Here is a 26,160-nt window from a genome sequence, read left to right as displayed (position 1 = left end):
GCCCCTTCCCGGCCACACGGTCGGACGATCATCCCGGTCGGACCCCGGTGTGGAAGCATGCCCCTCATGCAGCACCTCACCGACCGGCCGGCCGTCGACCCCGACGCGCCGCCGCCCTGGCCGCCGGTGCGGCTGCCCCGCCCGGTCCGGGACCTCGCGCCGACCGCCCTGGTCATGCTGGTGCTCGTCCCGCTCGCCGCGAACGACCCGGACTTCGGCCCGACCACCTCGCCGTCGGTCAACGCCGGCCTGATGGCGTTCGGCGCCCTCGCCCTGGCCCTGCGACGCCGGCATCCCGCGGCGGTCACCGCGGCCACCCTGGTGAGCGGTCAACTCCCGCTCGCCGTCGCCCTCTACGGGCTGGCGGCGCGGCGCGGCACCACCACGCTGCTGTACGTCCTGGCGACCGCGGCCGAACTGCGGCTGATCGTCCCGTTCGACCTCGGGGACGTCACCACCCCCTCCTCACTGGCCGGCCTGATCGAGGACCCGCTGGTCTTCGGCGCGGTCCCGATCCTCCTCGGGCTGACCACCCACCACCGCGCCCACACCGTCCGGGTGCTCGCGGAGCGCAACCGCTTCCTGGGCGAGCGCAACCGGCTGCTGGAGGACGCCCGCCGGCACGTCGAGGAGCGCGCCGCGGCCGCCGAACGCTCCCGGCTCGCACGGGAGATGCACGACGTGGTCTCCAACCGGGTGTCACTGATCACCCTGCACGCGGGCGCCGGTCAGGTCGCCCGGGCCGACGACCCGGCCGCCGTCCGGGAGACGCTCGGCCTGATCCGCACCCTCGGACTGCAGGCGCTCACCGAACTGCGCGGCCTGCTGGGCGTGCTGACCACGGCCGCCGACCAGGCGCCCTCGCTGCGCGGCCTGCCCACCCTGGTCGAGGAGTCCCGGCAGGCCGGGCTGGCGGTCGGACTGACCGTCACCGGCCCGGCCGACGGACTGCCCGCGCCCGGGCCCGCCGTGCAGTACGCGGCGTACCGAATCGTCCAGGAGGCGCTGACCAACGCGCACAAGCACGCCCCGGCGGCCGAGGTGGCCGTCACCGTCGAGGTCCGGCCGGACGGGCTGCGCCTGGCGGTGGTCAACACCCCGGCCGCGGCGGAGTCCGACGGGCCGACGGGCGGCCCCGCACCGACGGCCGACGGAAGCGGTCTGCCCTCCGGCGGGCACGGCTTGACCGGCATGCGCACCCGGGCCGGCGATCTCGGCGGCACCCTGCACGCGGGGCCGACGGCCGAGGGCGGCTTCGCGGTGCGGGCCCGGCTGCCGCTCGGCGCCGGCCAGACCGGCTGACCCGGCACGGCCCGCCAGGGCCGGGACTGCCGGGCCGGGCCGGGCCCGGCCGGGCCGGGCCGGGCCCACGTAACCCCGCGGCTCAAACCACCCCGCAGCTCAAACCGCCCCGCGGCTCAGGCCGCCGCGCGCTCCGCCAGCTCCGCCCAGACCTCGTCCACCCGGGCCGACAGCTCCGCCAGCCCGCCGCCGTTGTCGATCACCAGGTCGGCGATCGCCAGCCGGTCCGCCCGCGAGGCCTGCGCAGCCATCCGGGCCCGGGCCTCCTCCTCGGCCATCCCGCGCAACCGCACCAGCCGCTCCACCCGCACCTCGTCGGCGGCGTCGACCACCACGACCAGGTCGAACAGCGACACCAGCCCGTTCTCGGCCAGCAGCGGCACGTCGTGCACCACGACCGCGTCCGGGGCGGCTGCCGCCTCCAGCTCGGCGGAGCGGGCCCGCACCAGCGGGTGGACGATCGCGTTCAGCGCCTTCAGCCGCTCCGGGTCGGCGAACACGACCGCCCCGAGGGCCGGACGGTCCAGCGCGCCGTCCTCCCGCAGCACCTGCGGGCCGAACTCGGCGACGACGGCCGCCAGGCCGTCCGTCCCGGGGGCGACCACCTCGCGGGCGATCACGTCGGAGTCCACGATCACCGCGCCGTGCGCGGCGAACAGCCGGGACACCTCGCTCTTGCCCGCACCGATGCCACCCGTCAGTCCGATCTTCAGCATGGCGTCAGGCTACCGGCGCCGCACCGGGCCCGTCAGCACCGGGCGGGCACCCGGCGGCGCCGGCTCCGCACCCGGGCGGCGCACCCGGAGGTCAGCCCAGCTCCAGGCTCTCCCCGTCCCCGAGGACGGCCAGCTCCGAGCCCGTGCCCGGCCCGTCCGGTCCGACCAGTCGGGTGTGGACGGCGAAGCCGGCCGGGCTGAGCACCGCCTCGTGGATCGGCACCGCCCGGTGCGCCCCGGCCTCCCGGACGTAGTCGATCACCTCGGAGGCCTTGCTCCACGGCGCCGCGAGCGGCAGCAGCAGGGTGTCCACGGCGTGCGGCGGCAGGGTGAACGCGTCACCGGGGTGGAAGAGCCGGCCGTCGAAGAGGAAGCCGATGTTGCGCACCTGCGGGATGTCCGGGTGGATCACCGCGTGCCACTCGCCGTGCACCGAGACGCCGAGGCCGCCGAGCTCGAAGGCGTCCCCCTCGCCGACCGCGGTGACCCGCTGCGCCACGCCCTCCAGCTGGGCGGCGACGGCGGTGTTGGTCCACACGCGCAGCGCCGGGTCGGCCTCCAGGGCGGCGCGCAGCCGGGACTCCTCGAAGTGGTCCATGTGCTCGTGGGTGATCAGGACGGCGTCCGCGCCGGCCAGCGCGGCGGGGTCGGTGAACACTCCGGGGTCGACGACGACGGTGGTGTCGCCGTGCTCGACGCGTACGCAGGCATGTCCGAACTTGGTGATTCGCATGCCCGAAACCATACAGCAAAGCTGTACAGCGATGCTGTAGATCTTCCGAGTAGACTTCTGCCATGCCCAGCGAAGCCCCGCACCCGGACACCCTGGAACTCGCCGCGGACCTGCGCGCCGCCCTCGGGAGCCTGGTCCGCTCCCTGCGCGACAACGACGAGCTGCCGCAGAACCAGGCCGCCGTCCTCGGTCTGCTGGTCCGCGACGAGCGCTCCTGCACCGTCGCGGAACTCGCCGACCTCCAGCGCGTCCGCCACCAGTCGATGGCCCGCACCGTCGCCCTGATGGCCGAGGCCGGACTGGTCACCCAGCAGCCCCACCCCACCGACGGCCGCAAGCAGCTCATCGCCGCCACCGAGGCCGGCCACGCCGCCCTCCTGGACCAGCGCGCCCGCCGCGAACACCGCATCGCGGCCGCCATCGAGTCCCGCCTCACCCCCGCCGAGCAGGACCGGCTCCGCGCCGCGGTCGGCCTCCTGAGCCGCCTGTCCTGAGCCGCCCGCCCCGAAACCCGGACGTCCCCCGGGCGGCCTGAGCCGCCCGGGGGACGTCGGGGACGGGCGCCGGGGCCCTAGGCCTTCACCAGGTCCGTGTCCACCGGCTCCCCGGCCGCGGGCTCCCCGGCCGCCGGCCGTGGCGCCGGGATCACCGCCGGCTCGATCTCCGGCAGCTCGACGTGCTCGCTCAGCCCGAAGCGCCGGTGCAGTCGCCGCAGCGGAGCGGGCGCCCACCAGTTGAACTCGCCGAACAGGCTCATCGCGGCCGGCACCAGGAGGCAGCGCACCAGGGTGGCGTCCACCGCGACGGCGACGGCCAGCGCGATGCCCATCTGCTTGACCATCAGCATGTCCCCGAGCGCGAACCCGGCGAAGACGATCACCATCAGCAGTGCCGCCGAGGTGATGATCCGACCGCTGCGCTGGACGCCCAGCTCCACCGACCGGGTGCAGCTGTGCCCCTTGTCCCGCAGTTCCTTGATCCGGGCGAGCAGGAACACCTCGTAGTCCATCGACAGCCCGAAGGCGAAGGCGAAGACCAGCACCGGGATGAACGTCTCCAGCCCGCCCGTCGGACTGAACCCGAGCAGCCCGCTGAAGTACCCGTCCTGGAACACCAGGGTGAGCGCGCCGAGCGAGGCCCCCAGCGACAGCAGGTTCATCAGCAGCGCCTTGACCGGCATCACCACCGAGCCGGTCATCAGGAACAGCAGCACCAGCGTGCCCGCCGCGACCAGCCCCAGCGCCCACGGCCCGCGCGAGAGCAGTTCCTTCTGGAAGTCGACCACCGAGGCCGCACCGCCGGTGACGTAGGTCTTCAGCCCGCCGCGGTCCGCCCGCAGCTCCTCGACCACGTGCTTGGCCTGCCCGCCCTGCGGGTCCCCCTTCACCAGCACGTCGATGGTGGAGACGGCGTCGCTCACCGGGCTGACCGCCCGTACCCCGCTCACCCCGGACAGCTTGGCGACCACCTCGTCGGCGTACGTCTGCGCCACCGTCGCACCGCCCTCGACCACGACCGTGATCGGCGCGGCCGAGACCTGCGGGAAGCGCTGGTCGACGGTCTCGGCGACCTGCCGCCCCGCCGAGGAGGCGGGCAGCACGGCGGCGCCCGAGTTGCGCATCTCGGCGTGGAGGAACGGAGCCCCGGCCGCCATCAGCAGCGCCACGGAGGCGAGCGTGACCAGCACGGCCCGCTTGCGGACCCGCCGGACGGTCCGGCTGAAGAACCCCTCGTCCGGTACGGGCGAGGTGGGGGTCTTGATCCGGGAGCCGGCGAAGCCGAGCAGCGCGGGGATCAGCGTGAGCGCGGCGGCGACGGCGATCACCACCACGCTCACTCCGGCGGCGGCGACCGCCCCGAGCACCGGGCTGGTGAAGACGAACAGGCCGGACAGCGCCACGGCCACGGTCAGCCCGGAGAAGGCCACGGTGCGCCCGGCGGTCGCCGCGGTGCGCTCGACGGCGGCGGCGATGCCCGCGCCGTGGCCGCGTTCCTCGCGGAAACGATTCACCATGAGCAGCGCGTAGTCGATCGAGAGCCCGAGCCCCAGCACGGTCGCGATCGGCAGCACGCTGGTGTCGATGTCCATGATCTGGCTGAACCCGAACATGGCCAGCAGCGCACCGCCCACCGAGGCGACCGCGCCGATCACCGGCAGGGAGGCCGCCGAGAGTCCGCCGAAGACCAGCACCATGACGACCAGCGTGAGCGGCAGCGTCACCATCTCGCCGAAGCGGGTGTCCTTCTCGGTCTGCTTCTTGACCTCGTCCTGCAGTACCAGGTCCCCGCCGACGGTCACGTGCGCGCCGCCCGCGCCGTTCAGCGCGGTGAGCCGCTCGGTGACGGCGTCGGTCTGGGCGGTGGTCGCGGTGTCGGCCATCCGGACGGTCACCAGGCTCGCCGTGCCGTCGGCGGAGCGCAGCGCGGCCGGAGCCGGGCCGGGGCCGTAGGCGTCGAGGCCGGAGGAGACCCCGGGCAGGGCGGAGATCTCGGCGGTGGCCTTCTCGACGGCGGCCTTCACCGCCGGATCGTCCACCGGCTTCCCGTCCACCACGGCGGTGACGGTGCCCTTGACCGGGTCGGCCGCGGTGACCACCGCGCTGCCCCGGTCGGCCTCGGCGCTGGCGGAGGAGGCCCCCGCCACCGAGCCTTCGAAGACCCGGCCGCCGATCAGGACCCCGAGGACCAGGACCACGGCCCAGAAGCCGAGCACCCAGCGGCGGTGGCGGAAGCAGAACCGGCCGAGGGCCGCGAGCCGGCCGCCGACCATGGCGGCGGGGGCGGCGGAGGAGGGGTTTCGCATGGAGGAGCCTTTCGGGCAGCTCCATTCAATGTAGGCGGAACCCGAACTTCGACCTATAGAAGGGCAATGAGCCCCATCTCACACTTTCCTTCACATAAAATACATATAAGTCAAAGCGGAAAACCAAATGGGCCCCACCCGGAATTCCGGGTGGGGCCCATCTGCTAGCTATCGGCTAGCGGGAAGCGAGAGCCTCAGCTCTGGCCACCGGCCAGCTTCTCGCGCAGGGCGGCCAGGGCCTCGTCGGAGGCCAGGGCGCCCGAGCCCTCGTCGCTGCTGGACGAGTAGGAGCCACCGGCGGCAGCGGCGACGGCGTCGCCACCCTCCTCGGCAGCCTGGGCGTCGGCCTCGCGGCTCTTGATGACCTGGGCCTGGTGCTGCTCGAAGCGGGTCTGCGCCTCGGCGTACTGGCGCTCCCACTCCTCGCGCTGCTTCTCGAAGCCGGGCAGCCAGTCGTTCGCCTCGGGGTCGAAGCCCTCCGGGTAGATGTAGTTGCCCTGGTCGTCGTACGAGGCGGCCATGCCGTACAGGGTCGGGTCGAACTCGACCTCGGCCGGGTTGGCACCCAGGGCCTCGTTCGCCTGCTTCAGCGACAGGCTGATGCGGCGACGCTCCAGGTCGATGTCGATGACCTTGACGAAGATCTCGTCGCCGACCTGGACGACCTGCTCCGGGATCTCGACGTGGCGCTCGGCCAGCTCGGAGATGTGGACCAGACCCTCGATGCCCTCGTCCACGCGGACGAACGCACCGAACGGAACCAGCTTGGTGACCTTACCCGGGACGACCTGACCGATCTGGTGGGTCCGGGCGAACTGCTGCCACGGGTCCTCCTGGGTCGCCTTCAGCGACAGGGAGACGCGCTCGCGGTCCATGTCGACGTCGAGAACCTCGACGGTGACCTCCTGGCCGACCTCGACGACCTCGGACGGGTGGTCGATGTGCTTCCAGGACAGCTCGGAGACGTGCACCAGGCCGTCGACGCCACCCAGGTCCACGAAGGCACCGAAGTTGACGATCGAGGAGACGACGCCGGAGCGCACCTGGCCCTTCTGCAGGGTGGTGAGGAAGGTCTGGCGGACCTCGCTCTGGGTCTGCTCCAGCCAGGCACGGCGGGACAGGACCACGTTGTTGCGGTTCTTGTCCAGCTCGATGATCTTGGCCTCAAGCTCCTTGCCCACGTAGGGCTGGAGGTCGCGGACGCGACGCATCTCGACCAGCGAGGCGGGGAGGAAGCCGCGGAGGCCGATGTCGAGGATGAGACCACCCTTGACGACCTCGATGACGGTACCGGTGACGATGCCGTCCTCTTCCTTGATCTTCTCGATCGTGCCCCAGGCACGCTCGTACTGAGCGCGCTTCTTGGACAGGATGAGACGACCCTCCTTGTCCTCCTTCTGGAGAACCAGGGCCTCGATGTTGTCACCGACGGCGACGACCTCGTGCGGGTCAACGTCGTGCTTGATCGAGAGCTCGCGGGACGGGATGACGCCCTCGGTCTTGTAACCGATGTCGAGGAGGACCTCGTCACGGTCGACCTTCACGATGACGCCCTCGACGATGTCGCCATCGTTGAAGTACTTGATGGTCTCGTCGATGGCGGCGAGGAAGGCCTCCGCGTCGCCGATGTCGTTGACCGCGACCTGCGGGGTGGTGCTGAGGGAGGAGTCGGTGGGGCTCGTCATTAGGAAAAGGGCTCCGGTACGGACATGAAAGTCGTAGGTAATGCCACGCGGAGGGCCCGTATCGCTCCCACCGAAAGCCGGACAGCCAAGAACACGGCGCACCGGCATTCCCGTGACAACGGGAATCGGCGTCCGTCTTGCGACCGTGGGGTCTTCGACAGATGCGAGCGCGACCTGCTCCGTCTGAGGCGCGCAGGCCCGCAGCGCAACTTGTAGCATACGGGGACGGCCAGGCACGGTCAACGCCAAGAGAGTCAAGACGGTGGAGCCTGGTACGGATCAGGCCATATCCTCCGATTGCGCGCCTCGCGGCGGCGCCCGCAGGGGCCCTTCCCCGGATGCCACCGCCAGGATCCGGACCCCTCTCGGGGCCGGTTCGCGGCAGCGGCGCTTCCGCACTCCATACCCTACGCGATGGGCATTGTCACCGTGGCCACCACCCCCCAGTCCGACCTGCACGATCTTGACGCGTCCGTCGACGACGGCGACGACGACGACGCGGTTCGGCGCGAGGCCGGCACCGGGGAGAGCAGCCGCGCCAGCCGGCACTGGTGGGACCGCAACGCCGACGAGTACCAGGACGAACACGGCGACTTCCTCGGCGACGACCGCTTCACCTGGTGCCCCGAAGGCCTCGACGAGGCCGACGCCCGCCTGCTCGGCGACGTCGCGGGCAAGGACGTGCTGGAGATCGGCGCCGGCGCCGCCCAGTGCTCCCGCTGGCTGGCCGGCCGCGGCGCCCGCCCCGTCGCCCTCGACATCTCCTACCGCCAGCTCCAGCACTCCCGCCGGATCGACCTCGGCCGCGGCGCCGTCCCCGTCCCGGTCGTCCAGGCCGACGCGGCCGTCCTCCCCTTCGCCGACGGCGCCTTCGACCTCGCCTGCTCCGCCTACGGCGCCGTCCCGTTCAGCGCCGACACCGCCGCCCTGATGCGCGAGGTGCACCGGGTGCTGCGGCCCGGCGGGCGCTGGGTGTTCTCGGTGACCCACCCGATCCGCTGGGCGTTCCCGGACGAGCCGGGCGTCGAGGGCCTCACCGCGATGTCCTCCTACTTCGACCGCACCCCCTACGTCGAACAGGACGAGCAGGGCCACGCCACCTACGTCGAGCACCACCGGACCGTCGGCGACCGGGTCCGCGAACTCGTCGGCGCGGGCTTCCGGCTGCTGGACCTGGTCGAGCCCGAGTGGCCGGCCGGCCTGGAACAGGAGTGGGGCGGCTGGTCCCCGCTGCGCGGGCGGCTGATCCCCGGCACGGCGATCTTCGTCACGGAGCGGGGCTGAATCGTCTTGCTGGACCCGGCCTGGCGCGACCTGCCCGTCCGCACCGCCCTGCCCGCCCTCCACGACGCCCTCGCCGGGCACGGCACCGCCGTCCTCGCCGCGCCGCCCGGCACCGGGAAGACCACCCTGGTGCCGCTCGCCCTGGCCGGACTGCTCGGCGACGGCCGGCCGGTGCGCCGCGTGCTGGTCGCCGAGCCGCGCCGGCTCGCCGTCCGGGCCGCCGCCCGGCGGATGGCCTGGCTGCTCGGCTCCTCCGTGGGCCGCGAGGTCGGCTACACCGTGCGCGGCGAGCGCCGCACCGGGCCGGAGACGGTGGTCGAGGTGGTCACCACCGGCGTGCTGCTGCAGCGGCTCCAGCGCGACCAGGAACTGCCCGGCGTGGACGTCGTCGTACTCGACGAGTGCCACGAGCGGCACCTGGACGCCGACACCGCGCTCGCCTTCCTGCTGGACGTCCGGGCGGCGCTGCGGCCCGAACTCGGGCTGGTCTGCGCCTCGGCCACCTCCGACACCGAGGCCTGGGCCGACCTCCTCGGCGGCGCCCCGGTGGTGGAGGCGCACGGGGTCTCCCACCCGGTGGACGTGGTCTGGGCACCCCCGCCGCGCGCCGTCCGGCCCGCGCACGGCACCCGGGTGGACTTCGCCCTGCTCGACCACGTCGCGTCCGTCGTACGGCGGGCCCTGGACGAGCGCGACGGGGACGTGCTCTGCTTCCTGCCCGGCGTCGGCGAGATCGCCCGGGTCGCCGGACAGCTGGGCGGGGTCGCCGCGGATGTGCTGCAGCTGCACGGACGCGCCCCGCAGGCCGTCCAGGACGCCGCGCTCACGCCGTCCCCGCAGCGACGGGTGGTGCTCTCCACCGCCGTTGCCGAGTCCTCCCTGACCGTCCCCGGCGTCCGCGTCGTGGTCGACGCCGGGCTCGCCCGCGAGCCGCGCACCGACCACGCCCGCGGCCTGGCCGGGCTGGTCACCGTCCGGGCCTCCCTCGCCGCCGCCCGCCAGCGCGCCGGGCGTGCAGGGCGCGAGGCCCCCGGGCGTGTCTACCGCTGCTGGAACGAGGCCGAGGACGCCCTCGCCGCCCGCTTCCCCACCCCCGAGATCGCCCTCGCCGACCTGACGTCGTTCGCTCTCCAGGCCTCGTGCTGGGGCGACCCGGACGCCACCGGCCTCGCCCTGCCCGACCGGCCCCCGGCCGGCGCGATGGCCGCCGCCCGGCAGACCCTCCGGGCCCTCGGGGCCGTTTCCGCCGACGGCCGGGCGACGAAGCGCGGCGTGCGCCTCGCCCGCACCGGGCTGCACCCGCGGCTCGCCCGCGCCCTGGTCGACGGCGCGGCCGCCGTCGGCGCGCGGCGGGCGGCCGAGGTCGTCGCACTGCTGTCCGAGGAGCCGCCGCGCGCACTGGGGGACGACCTCGGCGCGGTGTGGCGGACGGTCCGTTCCTCCGGCGATCCCTACGCCGGGCGCTGGCGCGACGAAGTCCGCCGCCTGCAGCGGGCGGCGGGCGACGAGCCGGTCACCGCGCTGGACGATGCCGCCGCCGTCGGCCTCGTCGTTGCCCTGGCGTTCCCGGAACGGATCGCCAGGGCGAGGGTCGATCGGCCCGCCCCGGGCGAGCGCAGCCCGTACCTGATGGCCTCCGGGACGGCCGCCGAACTCCCCCGCGACACCCGGCTCGGCGCACTGCCCTGGCTCGCTGTCGCCGTCGCCGACCGCCCGGCGGGGTCGCATTCCGCGCGCGTGCTGCACGCCGCGGCACTGGACGATTCCACCGCGCTGCAGGCCGGTGCGGCCCTGCTCGACGCCCGCGAGGAGGTCCACTGGGACACCCGGCGAGGTGAAGTCGTCTCCCGGCGCGTCGAATCCCTCGGCGCCATCGAACTCGCCGAGAAGCGGCTGGACCGCCCGGATCGGGCGCTCGTCCGCGCCGCCGTCCTCGAAGGCCTCACCCGCGAGGGCGTCAGCGAGCTGCTGACCTGGCCCTCCCCCGGCCTGCGCGACCGCCTGGCGTTCCTCCACACGGCGATCGGCGACCCCTGGCCCGACGTCTCCGACGAGGCGCTGCTGGAACGCGCCGAGGAGTGGCTGGAGCCGGAGCTGTCCCGCGCCCGCCGCCGCGCCGACCTCGCGCGGATCGACACGACGGCGGCGCTGCAACGCCTGCTCCCGTGGGCGAGCGGACAGGCCGGGCGCCTGGACGAACTGGCCCCCGAGCGCATCACCGTGCCCAGCGGGTCGAAGATACGGGTCGACTACAGCACCGAACGCCCGGTGCTGGCAGTGAAGTTGCAGGAGCTGTTCGGCTGGAAGGCCGCTCCGGCCCTGGCCGGCGGCCGCGTGCCGCTGACCGTGCAGCTGCTGTCCCCCGCCGGCCGCCCCGCCGCCATCACCGGCGACCTGGAGAGCTTCTGGCAGAACGGCTACCAAGCCGTCCGAGCGGATCTGAGAGGCCGCTACCCCCGCCACCCCTGGCCCGAAGACCCGACCACCGCCGAACCCACGAAGCGCACCAACACCCGCAAGTGACCCGGGAGTCGAACAACGTACGGCGATCAACGCACCACGGGGATCTCCCCTGAGCGCCAGTCCGCCAGCCGCCTGCGGATGTTCGACACCATCGGCAGCCCGTCCGTTTCGGCCGGGGTGAACCATGCCACCTCGTGGGACTCGTCGGACACCCGCAGCTCCCCGCCGAGCGGGCGTCCGAGGAGGCAGACGGAGAACTCCTGGCGGACCTCGCCGTCGTCGTAGGCGAAGACGTGGCGTGGGTCGGTGTAGGTGCCGACGATTCCGGTGATCTCGATGTCGATGCCGGTCTCCTCGCGCGTCTCGCGGATGCCGCACCCGGCGAGCGACTCACCGATGTCCATCCTGCCGCCGGGAAGGGCCCACATCCCGTTGTCGGTCCGGCGCTGGAGGAGGACGCGACCCGCATCGTCGACCACGACGACGGACGCGGCCGGAACGAGGGAGTTGGCCTCGGGGGCATTCGGGTCGTCCTCGTAGTCACGCCTGGGCATGATCCGCCACCTCCGCTACCGGGATCGTCCGTTCATTCTGACGGAACGGCCCCGCCATCCCTGCGGGTGCCGGGAAGGCGAGCACGGGACCCTCGGGGTCCTCGGAGTCACGGACCGGCACCCGGTCCGGAGCCCCGATTGCCACCTCCGCGCATTGTCCCTGCTGAGCGCTGCACGAGCTCTTGTGCCAAGCGGCGCCGCGCAGGTCACCCGTGATCAAAACCGTTCCGGGCGAACCGCACCAGGACGCCTTCGGCGTCACGGTCACCCCGCTACGGCAACGGGTCTGGCTCGGCGCCGAGGACGGCCCCGGTTGGGACCTGCCGGTCTGACCAGGGTGTGCGACGCCCCGGTACTGCACCGGCGCGCAGGAAGTCGGCCCCACCGACTTCCTGCGCAGCGCCGGCACCGCGGGGCTGTCGCTCAGGAGGAGGCCCACCAGGTCGAGGGCGTCACGACCGCGTAACCCAGCGACTCGTACAGCGGCCGGCCGAGCTTCGAGGCGGTGAGGGTGGCGGGGAGGTCCGCCAGGTGGGCGAGGGCACCGAGCATGACGGCCCGGCCCACGCCCCGCGACCGGAACGCCGACGAGGTGCTGATCCAGTAGTGGCTGCCGACGCCGTCGGCCAGGACGCTGACCCCGGCGCCCGCGGTCTCGCCGTCGATCGAGGCGACGAACACGTCCACGCCCGGCTGTTCGATCAGCGCCGGAGGGAAGAGCTCGCCGGGGCGGTGGGGCTGGAACCCGTCCAGCTCGAAGCCCTCGATCACGACCTGCTCGGCCGCCTGGAGGTCCTCGGCCCGGCGCACCCGGATCACGTCCAGCGCCGGTTCCGCGACGGGCCCGGGCAGGCGCAGCATGATCGGCATCTGCCAGCTGCGCAGGCCCAGGCCCAGGTCGTTCAGGTCGGCCGAGCTGAACGGGTCCTCGACGTAAGCCGTCCCGGCGGCCCCGCGGACCAGCTCGCCCACCTCGGCCAGTTCGGCCGGGTCGAGGTCGGGCTCCTGGATCAGGACCCGCAGGCCCGCGCGTGCGTCGCCGTCGACCGCGACGAATCCACGGCGCCGGATCACCTCGTGGCCCCGGCTCAGGCCGGTCGCGGTCCAGAAGGCGGCGGAGTTGCGGGCCTGGGCGGTCGGCGCCTCGGCGAGGGACGGGGACTGGTCGGTCGAAGGGGTTCCGGTTGTCATTGCGCCTACGGTAGTACGAAATTGACCGAACGTGAGGACCAATTCCCAGTCGGCGGACCGGGCCACCCCGGACCGGTCCACTCCGGACCCCGCACACGACGGCGGGCCCGGACACCTGTGTGCCCGGGCCCGCCGATACCGCTCCGCCGTCAGTGCGCGGCGGCCTCCCAGTTCGCGCCGACGCCGACCGAGACGTCCAGCGGGGCGCGCAGCGGGTACGCCCCCGCCATCTGCTCGCGGACGACGGCCTCCACCCGCTCGCGCTCGCCGGGGGCCAGCTCCAGGACGATTTCGTCGTGCACCTGGAGCAGCATCCGGGAGGTGAGGCCGGCCGCGCGCAGCGCCTCGTCCACCCGGAGCATGGCGATCTTGACGATGTCGGCGGCCGAGCCCTGGATCGGGGCGTTGAGGGCCATCCGCTCCGCCATCTCGCGGCGCTGGCGGTTGTCGCTGTTGAGGTCGGGCAGGTAGCGGCGGCGGCCGAGCAGCGTCTCGGTGTACCCCGTCGCGCGGGCCTCGTCGACGACCCGGCGCAGGTAGTCGCGCACGCCGCCGAAGCGCTCGAAGTAGGTGTCCATCAGGCCCTGCGCCTCGGCGGGCTTGATGCCGAGCTGCTGCGAGAGCCCGTACGCGGACAGCCCGTACGCCAGGCCGTAGGACATCGCCTTGATCTTGCGGCGCATCTCGGCGTCGACCGCGGCGCCCGGGACCTCGAAGACCTGGGAGGCGACGGTGGTGTGCAGGTCCTCGCCGGAGGCGAAGGCCTCGATCAGCGCCTCGTCCTCGGACAGGTGCGCCATGATCCGCAGTTCGATCTGCGAGTAGTCGGCGGTGAGCAGCGTCTCGTAGCCCTCGCCGACGACGAAGGCGCGGCGGATGGCGCGGCCCTCCTCGGTGCGGACCGGGATGTTCTGCAGGTTCGGGTCCTGCGAGGAGAGCCGGCCGGTGGCGGCGACCATCTGGTTGAAGGTGGTGTGGATCCGGCCCTTGGGCGAGACGGTCTTGAGCAGGCCCTCGACGGTGGTGCGCAGCTTGGCCTGGTCGCGGTGGCGCAGCAGGATGACCGGCAGCTCGTTGTCGGTCTGGGTGGCCAGCCAGGTCAGCGCGTCGGCGTCGGTGGTGTAGCCGGTCTTGATCTTCTTGGTCTTGGGGAGCGCGAGCTCGCCGAAGAGGATCTCCTGGAGCTGCTTGGGCGAGCCGAGGTTGAACTCGTGCCCGGCGGCGGCGTGGGCCTCCTCGACGCAGCGCTGGATCTCGGCGGCGAACTGCGTCTCCAGCGTGGTGAGCCACGCGCGGTCGGCGGCGATGCCGTAGCGCTCCATGCGGGCGAGCAGGGCGGCGATGGGCAGTTCCATGTCGTGCATCAGCCCGGCGGCGCCGACCTCGGCGAGGCGGGTGTCGAAGAGCGCGGCGAGGTCGAGCACGGCGCGGGCCTGGAGCATCAGCGACTGGGCCGCGGTGGTCTCGTCCTCCTCCGGCGCGTCGAAGGCGAGTTGGCCGCTCTCGGCGGCGGGGGCCGGGGTGAGCGAGCGGGCCAGGTACTCCTCGGCGAGCACCTCCAGGGTGAAGGTGCGACGGCCGGGCTTCTCCAGGTAGGCGGCGAGCGCGGTGTCGGCGACGACGCCCTCGACCGTCCAGCCGCGCTCGGCGAAGGCGCGCATGACCTGCTTGGCGATGTGCAGGGCCTTGGGGGCGGCCGGGTCGGCGAGCCAGCCGGCGAAGGCCCGCTCGTCCTCCTCGGCGAGCAGGGCCGGGTCGAACCAGGCGGCCGTCTCCCCCGCGGCGAGGGCGACTTCGGTGACCTCTCCGGTGCCGAGCGCCCACCGGTAGACGGCGGCGAGGGCGACGGTGGTCTTGCCGTCGGAGGCGTGTTCGCGCAGCCAGGCGGCCAGGGTGCCCGGGTCGGTCAGCAGTTCGCCGTCCACCTCGACGCCGGGGGCGAGTTCGGCGGCCTCCTCCTCGCCGACGGCCGGGTCGATGCCGTAGACGCGGTCACGGAAGTTGGCGTTGCGGAACTCCAGCGACTCCATCAGGGTGCCGACGGCGGTCTTGTCGAACGGCGCGCGGGCCAGGTCGGCCACGCCGAGCGGGAGTTCGACGTCGCGGACCAGTTCGGTGAGGACGCGGTTGCGCTTGACCGAGTCGAGGTTGTCGCGCAGCTTCTCGCCGATCTTGCCCTTGACCTCGTCGGCGCGGGTGACCAGTTCGTCGAAGGAGCCGAACTGGTTGACCCACTTGGCGGCGGTCTTCTCGCCGACGCCGGGGATGCCGGGCAGGTTGTCGGACGGGTCGCCGCGCAGCGCGGCGAGGTCCGGGTACTGGCGCGGGGTGACGCCGTACTTCTCGGTGACCTTCTCCGGGGTGAAGCGGGTGAGCTCGGAGACGCCCTTGGTCGGGTAGAGGACGGTGACGTGGTCGGTGACCAGCTGGAGCGAGTCGCGGTCGCCGGTGACGATGTCGACGTCGTACCCGGCCGCCTCGGCGGCGGTGGCCAGGGTGGCGATGATGTCGTCGGCCTCGAAGCCCTCGACCGTCAGCCGGGGGATGTTCATGGCGTCGAGGAGTTCGCCGATCAGGCCGACCTGGCTCTTGAACTCGTCCGGCGTCTTGGCCCGGTTGGCCTTGTAGTCGGGGAACTCGACGGAACGGAAGGTCTGCCGGGAGAGGTCGAAGGCGACGGCGAGGTGGGTGGGCTGCTCGTCGCGGACGGTGTTGGCGAGCATCGACGCGAAGCCGTAGACCGCGTTGGTGGGCTGCCCGGTGGAGGTGTTGAAGTTCTCCACGGGCAGGGCGTAGAAGGCCCGGTAGGCCATCGAGTGCCCGTCGAGCAGCATCAGCCGGGGCCGCGGGCCGGCCCCGCCGCCACCCGTAGCGCCCTTGTCCGTACTCTGCGTAGCCACGTCAACGTCCGTTCCTGCCGATTCCACTACCGTCCACCGATCCTATGGCCCGGCACCGACAAAAGGGGCACGGCACCGGTGGGGCCGAGCACGGCAGCGGCGGCGCGGCAGGGCCCGCAGCAACGGCACGGCGGGGCCCGCAGCGACGGCCGCGGCGGGGCGCCCGCCGGGGCCGCCACGCCAGCCTCCGGCCGCGCGCTCTACCGCCGAGTAGGACGGTCGTACGATCACAGGCAGCAGGACCCGTGACCCCCGAGCGGCAGGAGTTCCCCCATGACCGATGCGGCGCCCGACACCGCCCCCGTCCTGAACGTCCCGCAGGAGGTGCTGGACCACTTCGCCAAGCTGGGCGTCAGCCCGGAGACCTTCTCCGGCGGACACCTCGGCGAGAAGCTCGGCATCCGGATCGTCGAGGCCTCCGGCGACCGCGTGGTCGGCACCATGCCGGTGGAGGGCAACCAGCAGCCGTACGGGCTGCTGCACGGCGGCGCGTCGGCGGCGCTGGCCGAGACGCTGGGCTCGATCGGGGCCATGTTGCACGCCGGTCCCGGCCGGTACGCGGTCGGCGTCGACCTCAACGCCACCCACCACCGCTCGGCGACGTCCGGCCTGGTCACCGGGGTGGCGACGGCCGTGTTCAAGGGGCGCACCGCCGCCACCTACGAGATCGCGATCACCGACGACACCGGCAAGCGCGTCACCAGCTGCCGGCTGACCTGCATGCTGCGCGACCTCTAACGGCCCGACAGCTTCTGCGAGTTCAGCAGACGCGGCATCAGATTCCTTTTCCGCCCCCTTGTTTGACCACCGACCCTCCTGGGCAGGCGTTGGTCAAACGAGGGGGCGTTCGCATGCCCGGACGCGCCGAGGCGGCCCCCACGCCCGTAACGCTGCGTAACAAGCAGGAAGTCCTCGCACGAGTCCGGCTCCGGGAGCCCCAGGCGCCCCGAGATCACTTGACCGTGCTCTTTTCGTCCGCAATCCGGACGCTCAAGGCCGAAACCTGGGAATCGGACATGACCGTCCGGTAATCGAGGACGCCAGCCGCAACCCGCATTTCTGGCCCTTACATCGCCCTACCAGCGCGTAAACGCCCGAAAGCGCCGGATCGATCGAGCCGAAACGACCACATGTTGAGACAACTGCTCCGTGTGCTCATAACAAGAGAATCACAGCATGCTCGCAGCACTGCCCGAGCCGCCCAACGACGCCTAGAGTCACGGCCAGTCACCGCGCCATCCAATTGGGCCTGGCCCTCAGCGCACCCGGCTCCCGCCCCTCCGGCGCGGGCGCATCCTGAACCGAAGGGGACCCTCGTGCGTCACCGTTCAGCAGTTGTCGTGAGCATTGCCGTGATCGCCGCCCTCAGCCTCAGCGCCTGCGGCTCTCGCGGTGACAAGAAGTCCGGCGACGGAGGCAGCGGCGGCGGCTCCGCCGCCACCGTCACCATCGGCATCGACGCCCCGCTCACCGGCGACCTCTCCGCCATCGGCATCGGCATCCGCAACTCCGTCGAGCTCGCGGTGAAGAAGGCCAACGAGGCCAACGAGGTCCCCGGCGTCAAGTTCCAGATCAAGGCACTGGACGACACCGCCAAGCCCGGCCCCGGCCAGCAGAACGCCACCCAGCTGGTCGGCGACACCAGCGTGATCGGCGTCGTCGGCCCGCTCAACTCCAGCGTCGCGCAGTCGATGCAGCAGATCTTCGCCGACGCCAACCTCGTCGAGATCTCCCCCGCCAACACCGGCGTCGCCCTCAGCCAGGGCGAGAAGTGGGCCACCGGCGAGAAGGCGCGCCCCTTCAAGACCTACTTCCGCACCGCCACCACCGACGCCGTCCAAGGCCCCTTCGCCGCCCAGTACCTCGCCAAGGACGCCAAGAAGTCGAAGGTCTTCCTCATCGACGACCAGAAGACCTACGGCGCCGGCCTCGCCGGCACCTTCAAGGCCGAGTTCACCAAGCAGGGCGGCACCATCGTCGGAGAGGAGCACGTCAACCCCGACGACCGCGACTTCGCCGCCATCGTCACCAAGGTCAAGAGCTCCGGCGCCGAAGCCGTCTACTACGGCGGCGAGTACCCCGCCGCCGGCCCGCTCTCCCTCCAGCTCAAGGAGGCCGGCGTCAACATCCCGCTGATGGGCGGCGACGGCATGCAGAGCAAGGACTACATCAAGCTCAACCCCAAGAGCGCCGGCGACTTCGCCACCGCCGTCGGCGGCGCCGTCGAACAGCTCCCCACCGCCGCCAAGTTCATCGCCGACTACAAGGCCGCCGGCTACAAGGACGCCTACGAGACCTACGGCGGGTACTCCTACGACAGCGGCTGGGCCATCATCCAGGCCGTCAAGGCCGTCGTCGCCGCCAACAACGGCAAGCTCCCGGCCAACCCCCGCGCCGCCGTCGTCGACGCCGTCCAGAAGGTCTCCTTCGACGGCGTGACCGGCAAGGTCTCCTTCGACGAGTTCGGCGACACCACGAACAAGCAGCTCACCGTCTACACCGTCAAGGACGGCGCGTGGGCCGTGGAGAAGACCGGCACCTTCAACGGCTGACCCCCAGCCGACCCGAGCCACCCGAACCACCACAGCGCGCGGGGGCGCCACGAGTGCCCCCGCGCGCCCCCACATCCACCACCCACGCGGACACCCCAGAACGCACTACGGAGGCCCAGCGGTGCACGACCTACCGCAGCAGCTGGCCAACGGCCTGATCCTCGGCGCCCTCTACGGCCTCGTCGCGATCGGCTACACGATGGTCTACGGCATCGTCCAGCTCATCAACTTCGCCCACGGCGAGATCGTCATGGTCGGCGGCTTCGGCGCCCTGACCGCCTACCTCGCCCTCCCCGGCGGCACCACCCTCTGGCTGGCCCTACCGCTGATGCTGATCGCCGGCATCCTGGTCTCCACCCTCACCGCCGTCGCAGCCGAGCGCTTCGCCTACCGCCCCCTGCGCAACGCCCCCAGGCTCGCCCCCCTGATCACCGCGATCGGGCTCTCCATCCTCCTCCAGCAGCTCGTCTTCTCCTTCTACCCCGACGCCAAGAAGGCCCGGGTCTTCCCCAAGATCCCCGGCGACCCCTTCAGCCTCGGCTCCGTCACCATCCAGCGCAGCGACCTCTTCCTCATCATCGCCGCCCCCCTGTGCATGCTCGCCCTCGGCTGGTTCGTCACCCGCACCCGCTCCGGCCGCGCCATGCAGGCCACCAGCCAGGACCCCGACACCGCCAAGCTGATGGGCATCGACACCGACCGCATCATCGTCATGGCCTTCGCCATCGGCGCCGCGTTCGCCGCCGTCGCCGCCATCGCCTACGGCCTGCGCAGCGGCCAGATCGACTTCCGGATGGGCTTCATCCTCGGCCTCAAGGCCTTCACCGCCGCCGTCCTCGGCGGCATCGGCAACATCTACGGCGCCATGCTCGGCGGCCTCGCCCTCGGCCTCGCCGAAGCCCTCGCCACCGGCTACATCCAGCACCTGCCCGGCATGCACCTCTTCGGAGGCGGCGCCTGGAAGGACGTCTGGGCCTTCGTACTCCTCATCCTCGTGCTCCTCGTCCGGCCCCAAGGCCTGCTCGGCGAGCGCGTCGCGGACAGGGCGTGACCACCATGACCACCACGACCACCGAGACCACCCCGGTCATCCCCCTGCCGGCCCGCGCCGCCGCGGCCCTCACCGGCCTCGGCGCCCTCACCACCGCCGCCTCCGCCGCCATGTCCTGGACCTGGACCTCCGACTTCCCCGGCGACCTCACCTACTACGGCTCCCCCGCCGGCCTCCAGTGGCTCGCCCTCACCGCCGGCGCGCTCACCCTCGTCCTGCTGCTCGCCGCCCAGGGCGTCCCCGGCCTGCGCTGGGCCGCCCCCACCCGCAGCAACAACGCCGTCCTCTACGCCGCGACCGGCGCCCTCGCCGTCGCCGCCTACTCCGTCGCCGCCATCGCCGTCGACCTCGGCGGCCTCGCCAACCTCGAACCCGGCGGCTGGGTCCTCGCCGCCGGCGGCCTGCTCACCGTCCTCGGCGCCCTCGGCCTCCCCCTCGACCGCCGCACCGCCGTCCCCCTGCGGATCGTCGACAAGCGCCTCTTCCTGCTCGTCCCCGCCGCACCCCTGGTCTGGCTCGGCACCCACGCCATCCCCTCCGACAAGCCCGTCGCCCCCGTCATGACCGCCCTCGCCGGCGGCGTGGCCATCGCCACCGGCGCCGTCCTGCTCCTCCAACTCGGCCACCTCGCCAACACCTGGCTGCGCCTCGGCCGGATCGAGCGCCCGGTCGACGCCCCACGGCAACTCCCCTCCTGGGTCGAGGTCCTGGTCATCGTCGTCGCCTTCGGGCTCGGCCTCTTCGCGATCACCTTCGGCATCGACACCGAGTACGGCGAACTCTTCATCTGCTACCTGCTGTTCGCCGGCCCCACCGTCGCCGCCCTCACCCGCTCCGGCCTGATCGCCCGGCTGCGCGCGCTGACCGTCAAGCACCGCCCGGTCACCACCGGCGCCGCCTTCGCCGCCGCCGCCAGCTTCCCCTTCACCCAGAGCAGCGACCAGTACACCTCGGTCGCCACCAACATCCTGATCTTCGCCACCGTCGCCCTCGGCCTCAACATCGTCGTCGGCCTGGCCGGACTGCTCGACCTCGGGTACGTCGCCTTCCTCGGCGTCGGCGCCTACGCCGCCGCCCTGGTCTCCGGCTCCCCCGCCTCGCCCATCCACGTCCAGTTCCCGTTCTGGGCCGCGATGCTCACCGGCGCCGCCGTCTCCATGGTCTTCGGCGTCCTGATCGGCGCCCCCACCCTGCGGCTGCGCGGCGACTACCTCGCCATCGTCACCCTCGGCTTCGGCGAGATCTTCCGCATCACCATGCTCAACCTCAACGGCACCACCGGCCCCAAGATCACCAACGGCTCCAACGGCATCCCGCGGATCCCCGACCTGGAGATCCTCGGATTCGACCTCGGCAAGACCCACACCGTCGCCGGCATCGAACTCGGCCGCTTCTCCAACTACTACCTGCTGATGCTCCTCGTCACCGCCCTGGTCGTGCTCGTCTTCGCCCGGGTCGGCAACTCCCGCATCGGCCGCGCCTGGGTCGCCATCCGCGAGGACGAGACCGCCGCCGAAGCCATGGGCATCAACGGCTTCCGCCTCAAGCTCCTCGCCTTCGCCCTCGGCGCCTGCCTCGCCGGCCTCGCCGGCACCGTCCAGGCCCACGTCAGCTACACCGTCACCCCCGACCAGTACACCTTCGCCGAAGCCCTCCCGCCCAACTCCGCCTTCCTGCTCGCCGCCGTCATCCTCGGCGGCATGGGCACCATCAGCGGCCCGCTGGCCGGCGCCACCCTCCTCTTCCTCATCCCGAAGAAGCTGGAATTCCTCGCCGACTACCAGCTCCTCGCCTTCGGCGCCGCCCTCATCGTCCTCATGCGCGTCCGCCCCGAAGGCCTCATCCCCAACCGCCGCCGGCAGCTGGAGTTCCACGAGGCCGCCATCCCGGCCCAGCCCACCGGCGAGCCGACCGCACTCACCAAGGCAGGGGCGTGAACGACCCGATGACCACCACCGCCGCACCCCTGCTCGAAGTCACCGGCGTCACCATGCGCTTCGGCGGCCTCACCGCCGTCAACGACGTCTCCCTCACCGTCGGCGAGGGCGAGATCATCGGCCTCATCGGCCCCAACGGCGCCGGCAAGACCACCTTCTTCAACTGCCTCACCGGCCTGTACGTCCCCACCGAGGGCTCCGTCCGCTACCGCGACGTCGTCCTGCCCCCCAAGCCCCACCTGGTCACCCAGGCCGGCATCGCCCGCACCTTCCAGAACATCCGGCTCTTCGCCAACATGACCGTCCTGGAGAACGTCCTCGTCGGCCGCCACACCCGCACCAAGGAAGGCATCTTCTCCGCCATCCTCCGCGGCCCCGGCTACCACCGCGCCGAGGCCGAGAGCCGCGAGAAGGCCATGGACCTCCTCGCGTTCACCGGCCTCGCCGACAAGGCCGACCACCTCGCCCGCAACCTCCCCTACGGCGAGCAGCGCAAGCTGGAAATCGCCCGCGCCCTCGCCTCCGAACCCGGTCTGCTCCTCCTCGACGAGCCCACCGCCGGCATGAACCCCCAGGAGACCCGCGCCGCCGAGGAACTCGTCTTCGCCATCCGCGACAAGGGCATCTCCATCCTCGTCATCGAGCACGACATGCGCTTCATCTTCAACCTCTGCGACCGCACCGCCGTGCTCGTCCAGGGCCAGAAGATCGTCGAGGGCGACCGCGAGACCGTCCAGAACGACGAGCGCGTCATCACCGCCTACCTCGGCGCACCGCTCGAAGAGACCGCCCCGGCAGGGACCGCCCCGGCAGGTCCGGAGACCGTTACGGAGACCGACCAGTGACCGCACTCCTTGAGGTCGAGGACCTCCGCGTCGCCTACGGCAAGATCGAAGCCGTCAAGGGCATCAGCTTCACCGTCGAACAGGGCGAGGTCACCACCCTCATCGGCACCAACGGAGCCGGCAAGACCACCACCCTGCGCACCCTCTCCGGCCTCCTCAAGCCCACCGCCGGAAGCATCGCCTTCGAGGGCCGGGACCTCTCCACCGTCCCCGCCCACAAGATCGTGTCGCTCGGCCTCGCCCACTCCCCCGAGGGCCGGCACATCTTCCCCCGCATGACCATCGAGGAGAACCTCCTCCTCGGCGCCTTCCTGCGCTCCGACACCGCCGGCATCGCCGCCGACGTCGAACGCGCCTACGGCCTCTTCCCCATCCTCGGCGAACGCCGCAAGCAGGCCGCGGGAACGCTCTCCGGGGGCGAGCAGCAGATGCTCGCCATGGGCCGGGCCCTGATGTCCCAGCCCAAGCTGCTCATGCTGGACGAGCCCTCCATGGGCCTCTCCCCGCTGATGATGCAGAAGATCATGGCGACCATCGTCGAACTCAAGGCGTCCGGTACGACCATCCTGCTCGTCGAGCAGAACGCCCAGGCGGCCCTGTCCCTCTCCGACCGCGGCTACGTCATGGAGACCGGCCGCATCGTCCTCTCCGGGACGGGCCCCGACCTCCTCCACGACGAGTCCGTCCGCAAGGCCTACCTCGGCGAGGACTGACCCCCGTCACGCACGAAGGGCCCGGCAGATCCGCTCTGCCGGGCCCTTCGTCGTGCGCGTCGTGCTCGTCCTACTCGGACTTGCCCTCTTCCGCCTTCTTGCGGTCCTGGGCCTCGCCCTCCTCGATGACCGCCTCGGCCACCGCCGCCATCGTCATCCGCCGGTCCATCGAGGTCTTCTGGATCCACCGGAACGCGGCCGGCTCGTTCAGCCCGAACTTCGTCTGCAGCACACCCTTCGCCCGGTCGACGAGCTTCCGGGTCTCCAGCCGCTGGGTGAGATCCCCGATCTCCTTTTCCAGCGCCCGCATCTCGGTGTACCGCGACACCGCCATCTCGATCGCCGGCACCAGGTCCGACTTCGAGAACGGCTTGACGATGTACGCCATCGCACCCGCGTCCCGCGCCCGGTCCACCAGCTCCCGCTGCGAGAACGCGGTCAGCATCAGCACCGGAGCCAGGTGCTTCTCGTGGATCTGCTCGGCGGCCGACAGCCCGTCCAGCACCGGCATCTTCACGTCGAAGATCGCCAGATCCGGCTTCAGCTCCTCCACGAGCTTCACCGCCGTCGCCCCGTCACCAGCTTCGCCGACGACGGTGTACCCCTCCTCCTCCAGCATCTCCTTCAGATCGAGGCGGATCAGCGCCTCGTCCTCGGCGATCACGATCCGGGTGATCTGGGGCGTATCGGTCTCAAGCGGCTGGGCCTGCTCGTCGGCGGTGCTCACGGGGCTCCTCGTTCCGGCGGGGTACTGCATGCACGAGGGTACCTAGACACGGTATGTTTAGGGCATTCAGGGTCGGGGGCAGCCTTCGATTCTGGGGCTGGCCCCGATAGCCCAGCGGTAGAGGCAGTGGTCTCAAACACCATCCAGCGTGGGTTCGAATCCCACTCGGGGTACTTTCCTTCAGTCCGAAGGACGGATGCCGACCTGTCTCTTCACCACTGTGGGTGAAGAGACAGGGACGTGAGGAGTCAGCTCGCCCTCTCCAAGGGCTCCAGCTCGACCGTGAGCCGCATGCCGAGCGCTTCCGCGTACCGTTCGAGAACCACGATCGTGGGCATCGTCCCACCTGCCTCGAAACGGGCGACGGCCGGCTGTTGCGTCCCCGCCGCCGCAGCCAGTTGGGCTTGGGTCATCCCGAGCGCTTCCCGGCGCAGCCGCACCGCCTCACCCAGCTCGAATCGCAACCGTGCGGCCTCGTACGCCGCACCGGCCCCGGGGCGGTTCAGGATCTCCTCCCGCATGGCCCGCCAGGACGCGCGCTCGCTCATCTCGCCCACTCCTCGTCCTCGTCAACGGTGTGCTGCTCCGCCACGCAACGGCGCAGTGCCCGCCTCGCGCGATCGACCTCGCCGGTCTCCCGCATGCGCGTCTTGCGGAACACGGTCAGCAGAATGATCCTCCTGCCGGACGCGATCCAGTAGGTGATGCGCATGTCCAGTTCGTTCAGATGGAAGCGCAGCTCACGGAGCTTGCCGTCCAGTTGGCGCGTGTGCGGCTCCCCGAGCAGCGGCCCGCGGACGGCGAGCAGATCGATGCAGAAGGCGACCACTCCCTGGCCGTCCGGGCTCAGCCCGAGGACCCAGTCCCGGACCTCCGGTTCGAGTTCCACCTCTCCCCAAGTCATAACACGGATGTTATGGAGGCACCAGGGCCCGTTATCGCCGGATCGACGAGCAACGGGCGGCGTCCCCCCGGATGAGGGATGCCGCCCGCGAACGACCGGTCGAGGCCCGGTCAGACGTCCAGCGTGCCCACGTGGTGGACGCGGACGAGGTTGGTGGAGCCGGCCAGGCCGGGGGGCGAGCCGGCGGTGATGACGACGATGTCGCCCTTCTGGCAGCGGCCCAGCGACAGCAGCGCCGCGTCGACCTGTTCGACCATCTGGTCGGTCGTCGGGGCGAAGGGGCCGAGGAAGGTCTCCACGCCCCAGGTGAGGGCGAGTTGGCTGCGCACGGCCGGTTCGTAGGTGAAGGCGAGGACCGGGATGGGCGAGCGGTAGCGGGTCAGCCGGCGTGCGGTGTCGCCGGACTGGGTGAAGGCGATCAGGTACTTGGCGTGCAGGAAGTCGCCGATCTCGGCGGCCGCGCGGGCGACGGCGCCGCCCTGGGTGCGCGGCTTGCTGCCGGCGGTGAGCGGGGGCAGGCCCGCGGCGAGGACGTCGTTCTCGGCGGCTTCGATGATCCGGCCCATGGTCTTGACCGTCTCGACGGGGTACTTGCCGACGGAGGTCTCGCCGGAGAGCATCACCGCGTCGGTGCCGTCCAGGACGGCGTTGGCGACGTCGGAGGCCTCCGCGCGGGTGGGCCGGGAGGCGTTGATCATCGAGTCGAGCATCTGGGTGGCGACGATGACCGGCTTGGCGTTGCGCCGGGCGAGCTTGATGGCGCGCTTCTGGACCAGCGGGACCTGTTCGAGGGGCATCTCCACGCCCAGGTCGCCGCGGGCCACCATGATGCCGTCGAAGGCGTCGACGACGGATTCGAGGTTCTCCACCGCCTGCGGCTTCTCGATCTTGGCGACGACCGGGACGAACCGGCCCTCCTCCGCCATGATCCGGTGGACGTCCTCGATGTCGCGGCCGCTCCGCACGAAGGAGAGCGCGATCAGGTCGGCGCCGGTGCGCAGTGCCCATCGCAGGTCGGCGACGTCCTTGTCGCTGAGTGCGGGGACGGAGACGGCGACGCCGGGGAGGTTGAGGCCCTTGTGGTCGGAGACCAGGCCGCCTTCGATGACGAGGCAGCGTACGCGGGGTCCGTCGACGGCGACGACCTCCAGGGTGACGCGGCCGTCGTCGACGAGGATGCGTTCGCCGCGGCCGACGTCGGCGGCGAGCCCGGCGTAGGTGGTTCCGCAGATGTCCTTGTCCCCCACGACGCCCTTGTCGGTGGAGATGGTGAACTCGTCGCCGCGTTCAAGGAGTACGGGCCCGTGGGCGAAGGTGTCGAGGCGGATCTTCGGGCCTTGAAGGTCGGCGAGGACGCCGACGCTCCGGCCGGTCTCGTCGGCGGCCTTGCGGACGCGTCGGTAGCGTTCCTCGTGCTCGGCGTGGGTGCCGTGGCTGAGGTTGAATCGGGCGATGTCCATCCCGGCGTCGACCAGGGATTTGATCTGGTCGTACGAGTCGGTGGCGGGCCCGAGGGTGCAGACGATTTTTGCTCGGCGCATAGTGCTGAGACTAGGCATTACCGGCGCGTAACCACGAGGCGGGTCCGGACTGCGGGATGACCGTTGCGGTAAGGCGAGTTGAACAATCTGACACACCCTCGGACCGGTGTGCGAGCGGGCCGTCCGGCACCCCCTCCGGTCACCCCGTGGCGGCCCGGTCGATGCGATTCCGTGAAGGGGTGTTCACCTCTGGTTCACCGTCACTTCCGTTGCAGCTCCCTGCCCGGCGGGACGCTCGTCACCCCCGGGTGACGACCCG

General features: G+C 71.8%; 22 protein-coding genes and 1 tRNA gene. 11 read left to right on the top strand and 12 right to left on the bottom strand.

Annotated features, from left to right (window positions below):
* The first annotated feature begins 66 nt into the window (after nucleotides 1-66).
* A complete protein-coding gene (locus ACZ7KX_RS13095; protein WP_470326503.1) occupies nucleotides 67-1,302 on the top strand; it encodes a sensor histidine kinase in 1,236 nt (411 codons plus the stop codon).
* 116 nt (nucleotides 1,303-1,418) lie between these two features.
* On the opposite strand, the gene coaE is transcribed toward ACZ7KX_RS13095, so the two are convergent.
* A complete protein-coding gene (gene coaE, locus ACZ7KX_RS13090; protein ID WP_470326502.1) occupies nucleotides 1,419-2,018 on the bottom strand; it encodes a dephospho-CoA kinase in 600 nt (199 codons plus the stop codon).
* A 91-nt stretch (nucleotides 2,019-2,109) separates the two neighbouring features.
* Nucleotides 2,110-2,751: an MBL fold metallo-hydrolase gene (locus tag ACZ7KX_RS13085; protein ID WP_470326501.1), complete on the bottom strand. Its 642-nt coding sequence runs from the start codon at nucleotides 2,749-2,751 to the stop codon at nucleotides 2,110-2,112.
* Between the two features lie 62 nt (nucleotides 2,752-2,813).
* Here ACZ7KX_RS13085 and ACZ7KX_RS13080 point away from each other — a divergent pair, with 62 nt between their 5' ends.
* Complete coding sequence (locus ACZ7KX_RS13080) at nucleotides 2,814-3,245, top strand: MarR family winged helix-turn-helix transcriptional regulator (RefSeq protein WP_470326500.1); 432 nt, start codon at nucleotides 2,814-2,816, stop codon at nucleotides 3,243-3,245.
* Between the two features lie 77 nt (nucleotides 3,246-3,322).
* On the opposite strand, the gene ACZ7KX_RS13075 is transcribed toward ACZ7KX_RS13080, so the two are convergent.
* Both ACZ7KX_RS13075 and rpsA read right to left on the bottom strand, forming a co-directional pair.
* Nucleotides 3,323-5,554, bottom strand: coding sequence for an MMPL family transporter (locus ACZ7KX_RS13075; protein ID WP_470326499.1), 2,232 nt, complete (start codon nucleotides 5,552-5,554; stop codon nucleotides 3,323-3,325).
* A 194-nt stretch (nucleotides 5,555-5,748) separates the two neighbouring features.
* A complete protein-coding gene (gene rpsA / locus ACZ7KX_RS13070) occupies nucleotides 5,749-7,239 on the bottom strand; it encodes a 30S ribosomal protein S1 (protein ID WP_316520647.1) in 1,491 nt (496 codons plus the stop codon).
* Between the two features lie 414 nt (nucleotides 7,240-7,653).
* Between rpsA and ACZ7KX_RS13065 the strand changes: the two genes are divergently transcribed.
* Nucleotides 7,654-8,523 (top strand): class I SAM-dependent methyltransferase, encoded by an 870-nt coding sequence (locus tag ACZ7KX_RS13065; RefSeq protein WP_470326498.1) that lies wholly within the window; start codon nucleotides 7,654-7,656, stop codon nucleotides 8,521-8,523.
* A gap of 6 nt (nucleotides 8,524-8,529) precedes the next feature.
* The gene (gene hrpB / locus ACZ7KX_RS13060; protein WP_470326497.1) at nucleotides 8,530-11,046 is read left to right on the top strand and encodes an ATP-dependent helicase HrpB; all 2,517 of its coding nucleotides are present in this window, start codon (nucleotides 8,530-8,532) and stop codon (nucleotides 11,044-11,046) included.
* Nucleotides 11,047-11,072: 26 nt separating this feature from the next.
* On the opposite strand, the gene ACZ7KX_RS13055 is transcribed toward hrpB, so the two are convergent.
* The 4 genes from ACZ7KX_RS13055 to polA all read right to left on the bottom strand — a co-directional run bounded on the left by ACZ7KX_RS13055 (nucleotide 11,073) and on the right by polA (nucleotide 15,565).
* The gene (locus ACZ7KX_RS13055; protein ID WP_470326496.1) at nucleotides 11,073-11,540 is read right to left on the bottom strand and encodes an NUDIX hydrolase; all 468 of its coding nucleotides are present in this window, start codon (nucleotides 11,538-11,540) and stop codon (nucleotides 11,073-11,075) included.
* Complete coding sequence (locus tag ACZ7KX_RS13050) at nucleotides 11,527-11,802, bottom strand: DUF397 domain-containing protein (RefSeq protein ID WP_470326686.1); 276 nt, start codon at nucleotides 11,800-11,802, stop codon at nucleotides 11,527-11,529. Before ACZ7KX_RS13050 ends, ACZ7KX_RS13055 begins: the two co-directional genes overlap by 14 nt.
* A gap of 161 nt (nucleotides 11,803-11,963) precedes the next feature.
* A complete protein-coding gene (locus ACZ7KX_RS13045) occupies nucleotides 11,964-12,731 on the bottom strand; it encodes a GNAT family N-acetyltransferase (RefSeq protein ID WP_470326495.1) in 768 nt (255 codons plus the stop codon).
* A gap of 149 nt (nucleotides 12,732-12,880) precedes the next feature.
* Nucleotides 12,881-15,565, bottom strand: coding sequence for a DNA polymerase I (polA, locus tag ACZ7KX_RS13040; RefSeq protein WP_470326685.1), 2,685 nt, complete (start codon nucleotides 15,563-15,565; stop codon nucleotides 12,881-12,883).
* Nucleotides 15,566-15,904: 339 nt separating this feature from the next.
* On the opposite strand from polA, the gene ACZ7KX_RS13035 reads away from it, so the two are divergent.
* The 6 genes from ACZ7KX_RS13035 (at nucleotide 15,905) to ACZ7KX_RS13010 (ending at nucleotide 22,729) form a co-directional block, all read left to right on the top strand.
* Nucleotides 15,905-16,369 carry a PaaI family thioesterase gene (locus ACZ7KX_RS13035; protein ID WP_470326494.1) on the top strand — a complete coding sequence of 155 codons (465 nt, stop codon included), beginning with the start codon at nucleotides 15,905-15,907 and terminating at the stop codon, nucleotides 16,367-16,369.
* Nucleotides 16,370-16,947: 578 nt separating this feature from the next.
* Nucleotides 16,948-18,183, top strand: coding sequence for a branched-chain amino acid ABC transporter substrate-binding protein (locus ACZ7KX_RS13030; RefSeq protein WP_470326493.1), 1,236 nt, complete (start codon nucleotides 16,948-16,950; stop codon nucleotides 18,181-18,183).
* A 121-nt stretch (nucleotides 18,184-18,304) separates the two neighbouring features.
* On the top strand, nucleotides 18,305-19,234 hold the full coding sequence (locus tag ACZ7KX_RS13025) for a branched-chain amino acid ABC transporter permease (RefSeq protein WP_470326492.1): 930 nt from the start codon (nucleotides 18,305-18,307) through the stop codon (nucleotides 19,232-19,234).
* 5 nt (nucleotides 19,235-19,239) lie between these two features.
* Nucleotides 19,240-21,171 (top strand): branched-chain amino acid ABC transporter permease, encoded by a 1,932-nt coding sequence (locus tag ACZ7KX_RS13020; RefSeq protein ID WP_470326491.1) that lies wholly within the window; start codon nucleotides 19,240-19,242, stop codon nucleotides 21,169-21,171.
* Between the two features lie 8 nt (nucleotides 21,172-21,179).
* The gene (locus ACZ7KX_RS13015) at nucleotides 21,180-22,016 is read left to right on the top strand and encodes an ABC transporter ATP-binding protein (protein WP_470326684.1); all 837 of its coding nucleotides are present in this window, start codon (nucleotides 21,180-21,182) and stop codon (nucleotides 22,014-22,016) included.
* Complete coding sequence (locus ACZ7KX_RS13010; protein ID WP_470326490.1) at nucleotides 22,013-22,729, top strand: ABC transporter ATP-binding protein; 717 nt, start codon at nucleotides 22,013-22,015, stop codon at nucleotides 22,727-22,729. Before ACZ7KX_RS13015 ends, ACZ7KX_RS13010 begins: the two co-directional genes overlap by 4 nt.
* Before the next feature lie 70 nt (nucleotides 22,730-22,799).
* On the opposite strand, the gene ACZ7KX_RS13005 is transcribed toward ACZ7KX_RS13010, so the two are convergent.
* Nucleotides 22,800-23,456: an ANTAR domain-containing response regulator gene (locus tag ACZ7KX_RS13005; RefSeq protein WP_470326489.1), complete on the bottom strand. Its 657-nt coding sequence runs from the start codon at nucleotides 23,454-23,456 to the stop codon at nucleotides 22,800-22,802.
* 100 nt (nucleotides 23,457-23,556) lie between these two features.
* Here ACZ7KX_RS13005 and ACZ7KX_RS13000 point away from each other — a divergent pair.
* Nucleotides 23,557-23,629: transfer RNA gene (locus ACZ7KX_RS13000), tRNA-Leu, on the top strand.
* Between the two features lie 75 nt (nucleotides 23,630-23,704).
* On the opposite strand, the gene ACZ7KX_RS12995 is transcribed toward ACZ7KX_RS13000, so the two are convergent.
* The 3 genes from ACZ7KX_RS12995 to pyk form a co-directional block, all read right to left on the bottom strand.
* Nucleotides 23,705-24,004 carry a helix-turn-helix domain-containing protein gene (locus ACZ7KX_RS12995; protein WP_470326488.1) on the bottom strand — a complete coding sequence of 100 codons (300 nt, stop codon included), beginning with the start codon at nucleotides 24,002-24,004 and terminating at the stop codon, nucleotides 23,705-23,707.
* Entirely contained in the window at nucleotides 24,001-24,360 is a 360-nt protein-coding gene (locus ACZ7KX_RS12990) for a type II toxin-antitoxin system RelE/ParE family toxin (RefSeq protein ID WP_470326487.1), read from the bottom strand. The genes ACZ7KX_RS12995 and ACZ7KX_RS12990 overlap by 4 nt, the downstream gene beginning before the upstream one ends.
* Before the next feature lie 110 nt (nucleotides 24,361-24,470).
* Nucleotides 24,471-25,901 carry a pyruvate kinase gene (gene pyk, locus ACZ7KX_RS12985; protein WP_470326486.1) on the bottom strand — a complete coding sequence of 477 codons (1,431 nt, stop codon included), beginning with the start codon at nucleotides 25,899-25,901 and terminating at the stop codon, nucleotides 24,471-24,473.
* Between the last annotated feature and the right edge of the window lie 259 nt (nucleotides 25,902-26,160).

The sequence above is a fragment of the Kitasatospora sp. NPDC038210 genome (assembly GCF_055600605.1).
The sequence above is the reverse complement of the archived record's forward strand: the minus strand, read 5'-3'. Positions and strand labels throughout refer to the sequence as shown.

Excerpts from the sequence above, each read along its gene's own strand:
- ACZ7KX_RS13080 (WP_470326500.1), top strand. The coding sequence starts at position 2,814 with ATGCCCAGCGAAGCCCCGCACCCGGACACCCTGGAACTCGCCGCGGAC.
- ACZ7KX_RS13015 (WP_470326684.1), top strand. The coding sequence starts at position 21,180 with ATGACCACCACCGCCGCACCCCTGCTCGAAGTCACCGGCGTCACCATG.
- ACZ7KX_RS13095 (WP_470326503.1), top strand. The coding sequence starts at position 67 with ATGCAGCACCTCACCGACCGGCCGGCCGTCGACCCCGACGCGCCGCCG.
- ACZ7KX_RS13045 (WP_470326495.1), bottom strand. The coding sequence starts at position 12,731 with ATGACAACCGGAACCCCTTCGACCGACCAGTCCCCGTCCCTCGCCGAG.
- ACZ7KX_RS13085 (WP_470326501.1), bottom strand. The coding sequence starts at position 2,751 with ATGCGAATCACCAAGTTCGGACATGCCTGCGTACGCGTCGAGCACGGC.
- ACZ7KX_RS13065 (WP_470326498.1), top strand. The coding sequence starts at position 7,654 with ATGGGCATTGTCACCGTGGCCACCACCCCCCAGTCCGACCTGCACGAT.
- coaE (WP_470326502.1), bottom strand. The coding sequence starts at position 2,018 with ATGCTGAAGATCGGACTGACGGGTGGCATCGGTGCGGGCAAGAGCGAG.
- ACZ7KX_RS12990 (WP_470326487.1), bottom strand. The coding sequence starts at position 24,360 with ATGACTTGGGGAGAGGTGGAACTCGAACCGGAGGTCCGGGACTGGGTC.
- ACZ7KX_RS13055 (WP_470326496.1), bottom strand. The coding sequence starts at position 11,540 with ATGCCCAGGCGTGACTACGAGGACGACCCGAATGCCCCCGAGGCCAAC.
- ACZ7KX_RS13020 (WP_470326491.1), top strand. The coding sequence starts at position 19,240 with ATGACCACCACGACCACCGAGACCACCCCGGTCATCCCCCTGCCGGCC.
- ACZ7KX_RS13035 (WP_470326494.1), top strand. The coding sequence starts at position 15,905 with ATGACCGATGCGGCGCCCGACACCGCCCCCGTCCTGAACGTCCCGCAG.
- polA (WP_470326685.1), bottom strand. The coding sequence starts at position 15,565 with ATGCTGCTCGACGGGCACTCGATGGCCTACCGGGCCTTCTACGCCCTG.
- ACZ7KX_RS12995 (WP_470326488.1), bottom strand. The coding sequence starts at position 24,004 with ATGAGCGAGCGCGCGTCCTGGCGGGCCATGCGGGAGGAGATCCTGAAC.
- ACZ7KX_RS13075 (WP_470326499.1), bottom strand. The coding sequence starts at position 5,554 with ATGCGAAACCCCTCCTCCGCCGCCCCCGCCGCCATGGTCGGCGGCCGG.
- pyk (WP_470326486.1), bottom strand. The coding sequence starts at position 25,901 with ATGCGCCGAGCAAAAATCGTCTGCACCCTCGGGCCCGCCACCGACTCG.
- rpsA (WP_316520647.1), bottom strand. The coding sequence starts at position 7,239 with ATGACGAGCCCCACCGACTCCTCCCTCAGCACCACCCCGCAGGTCGCG.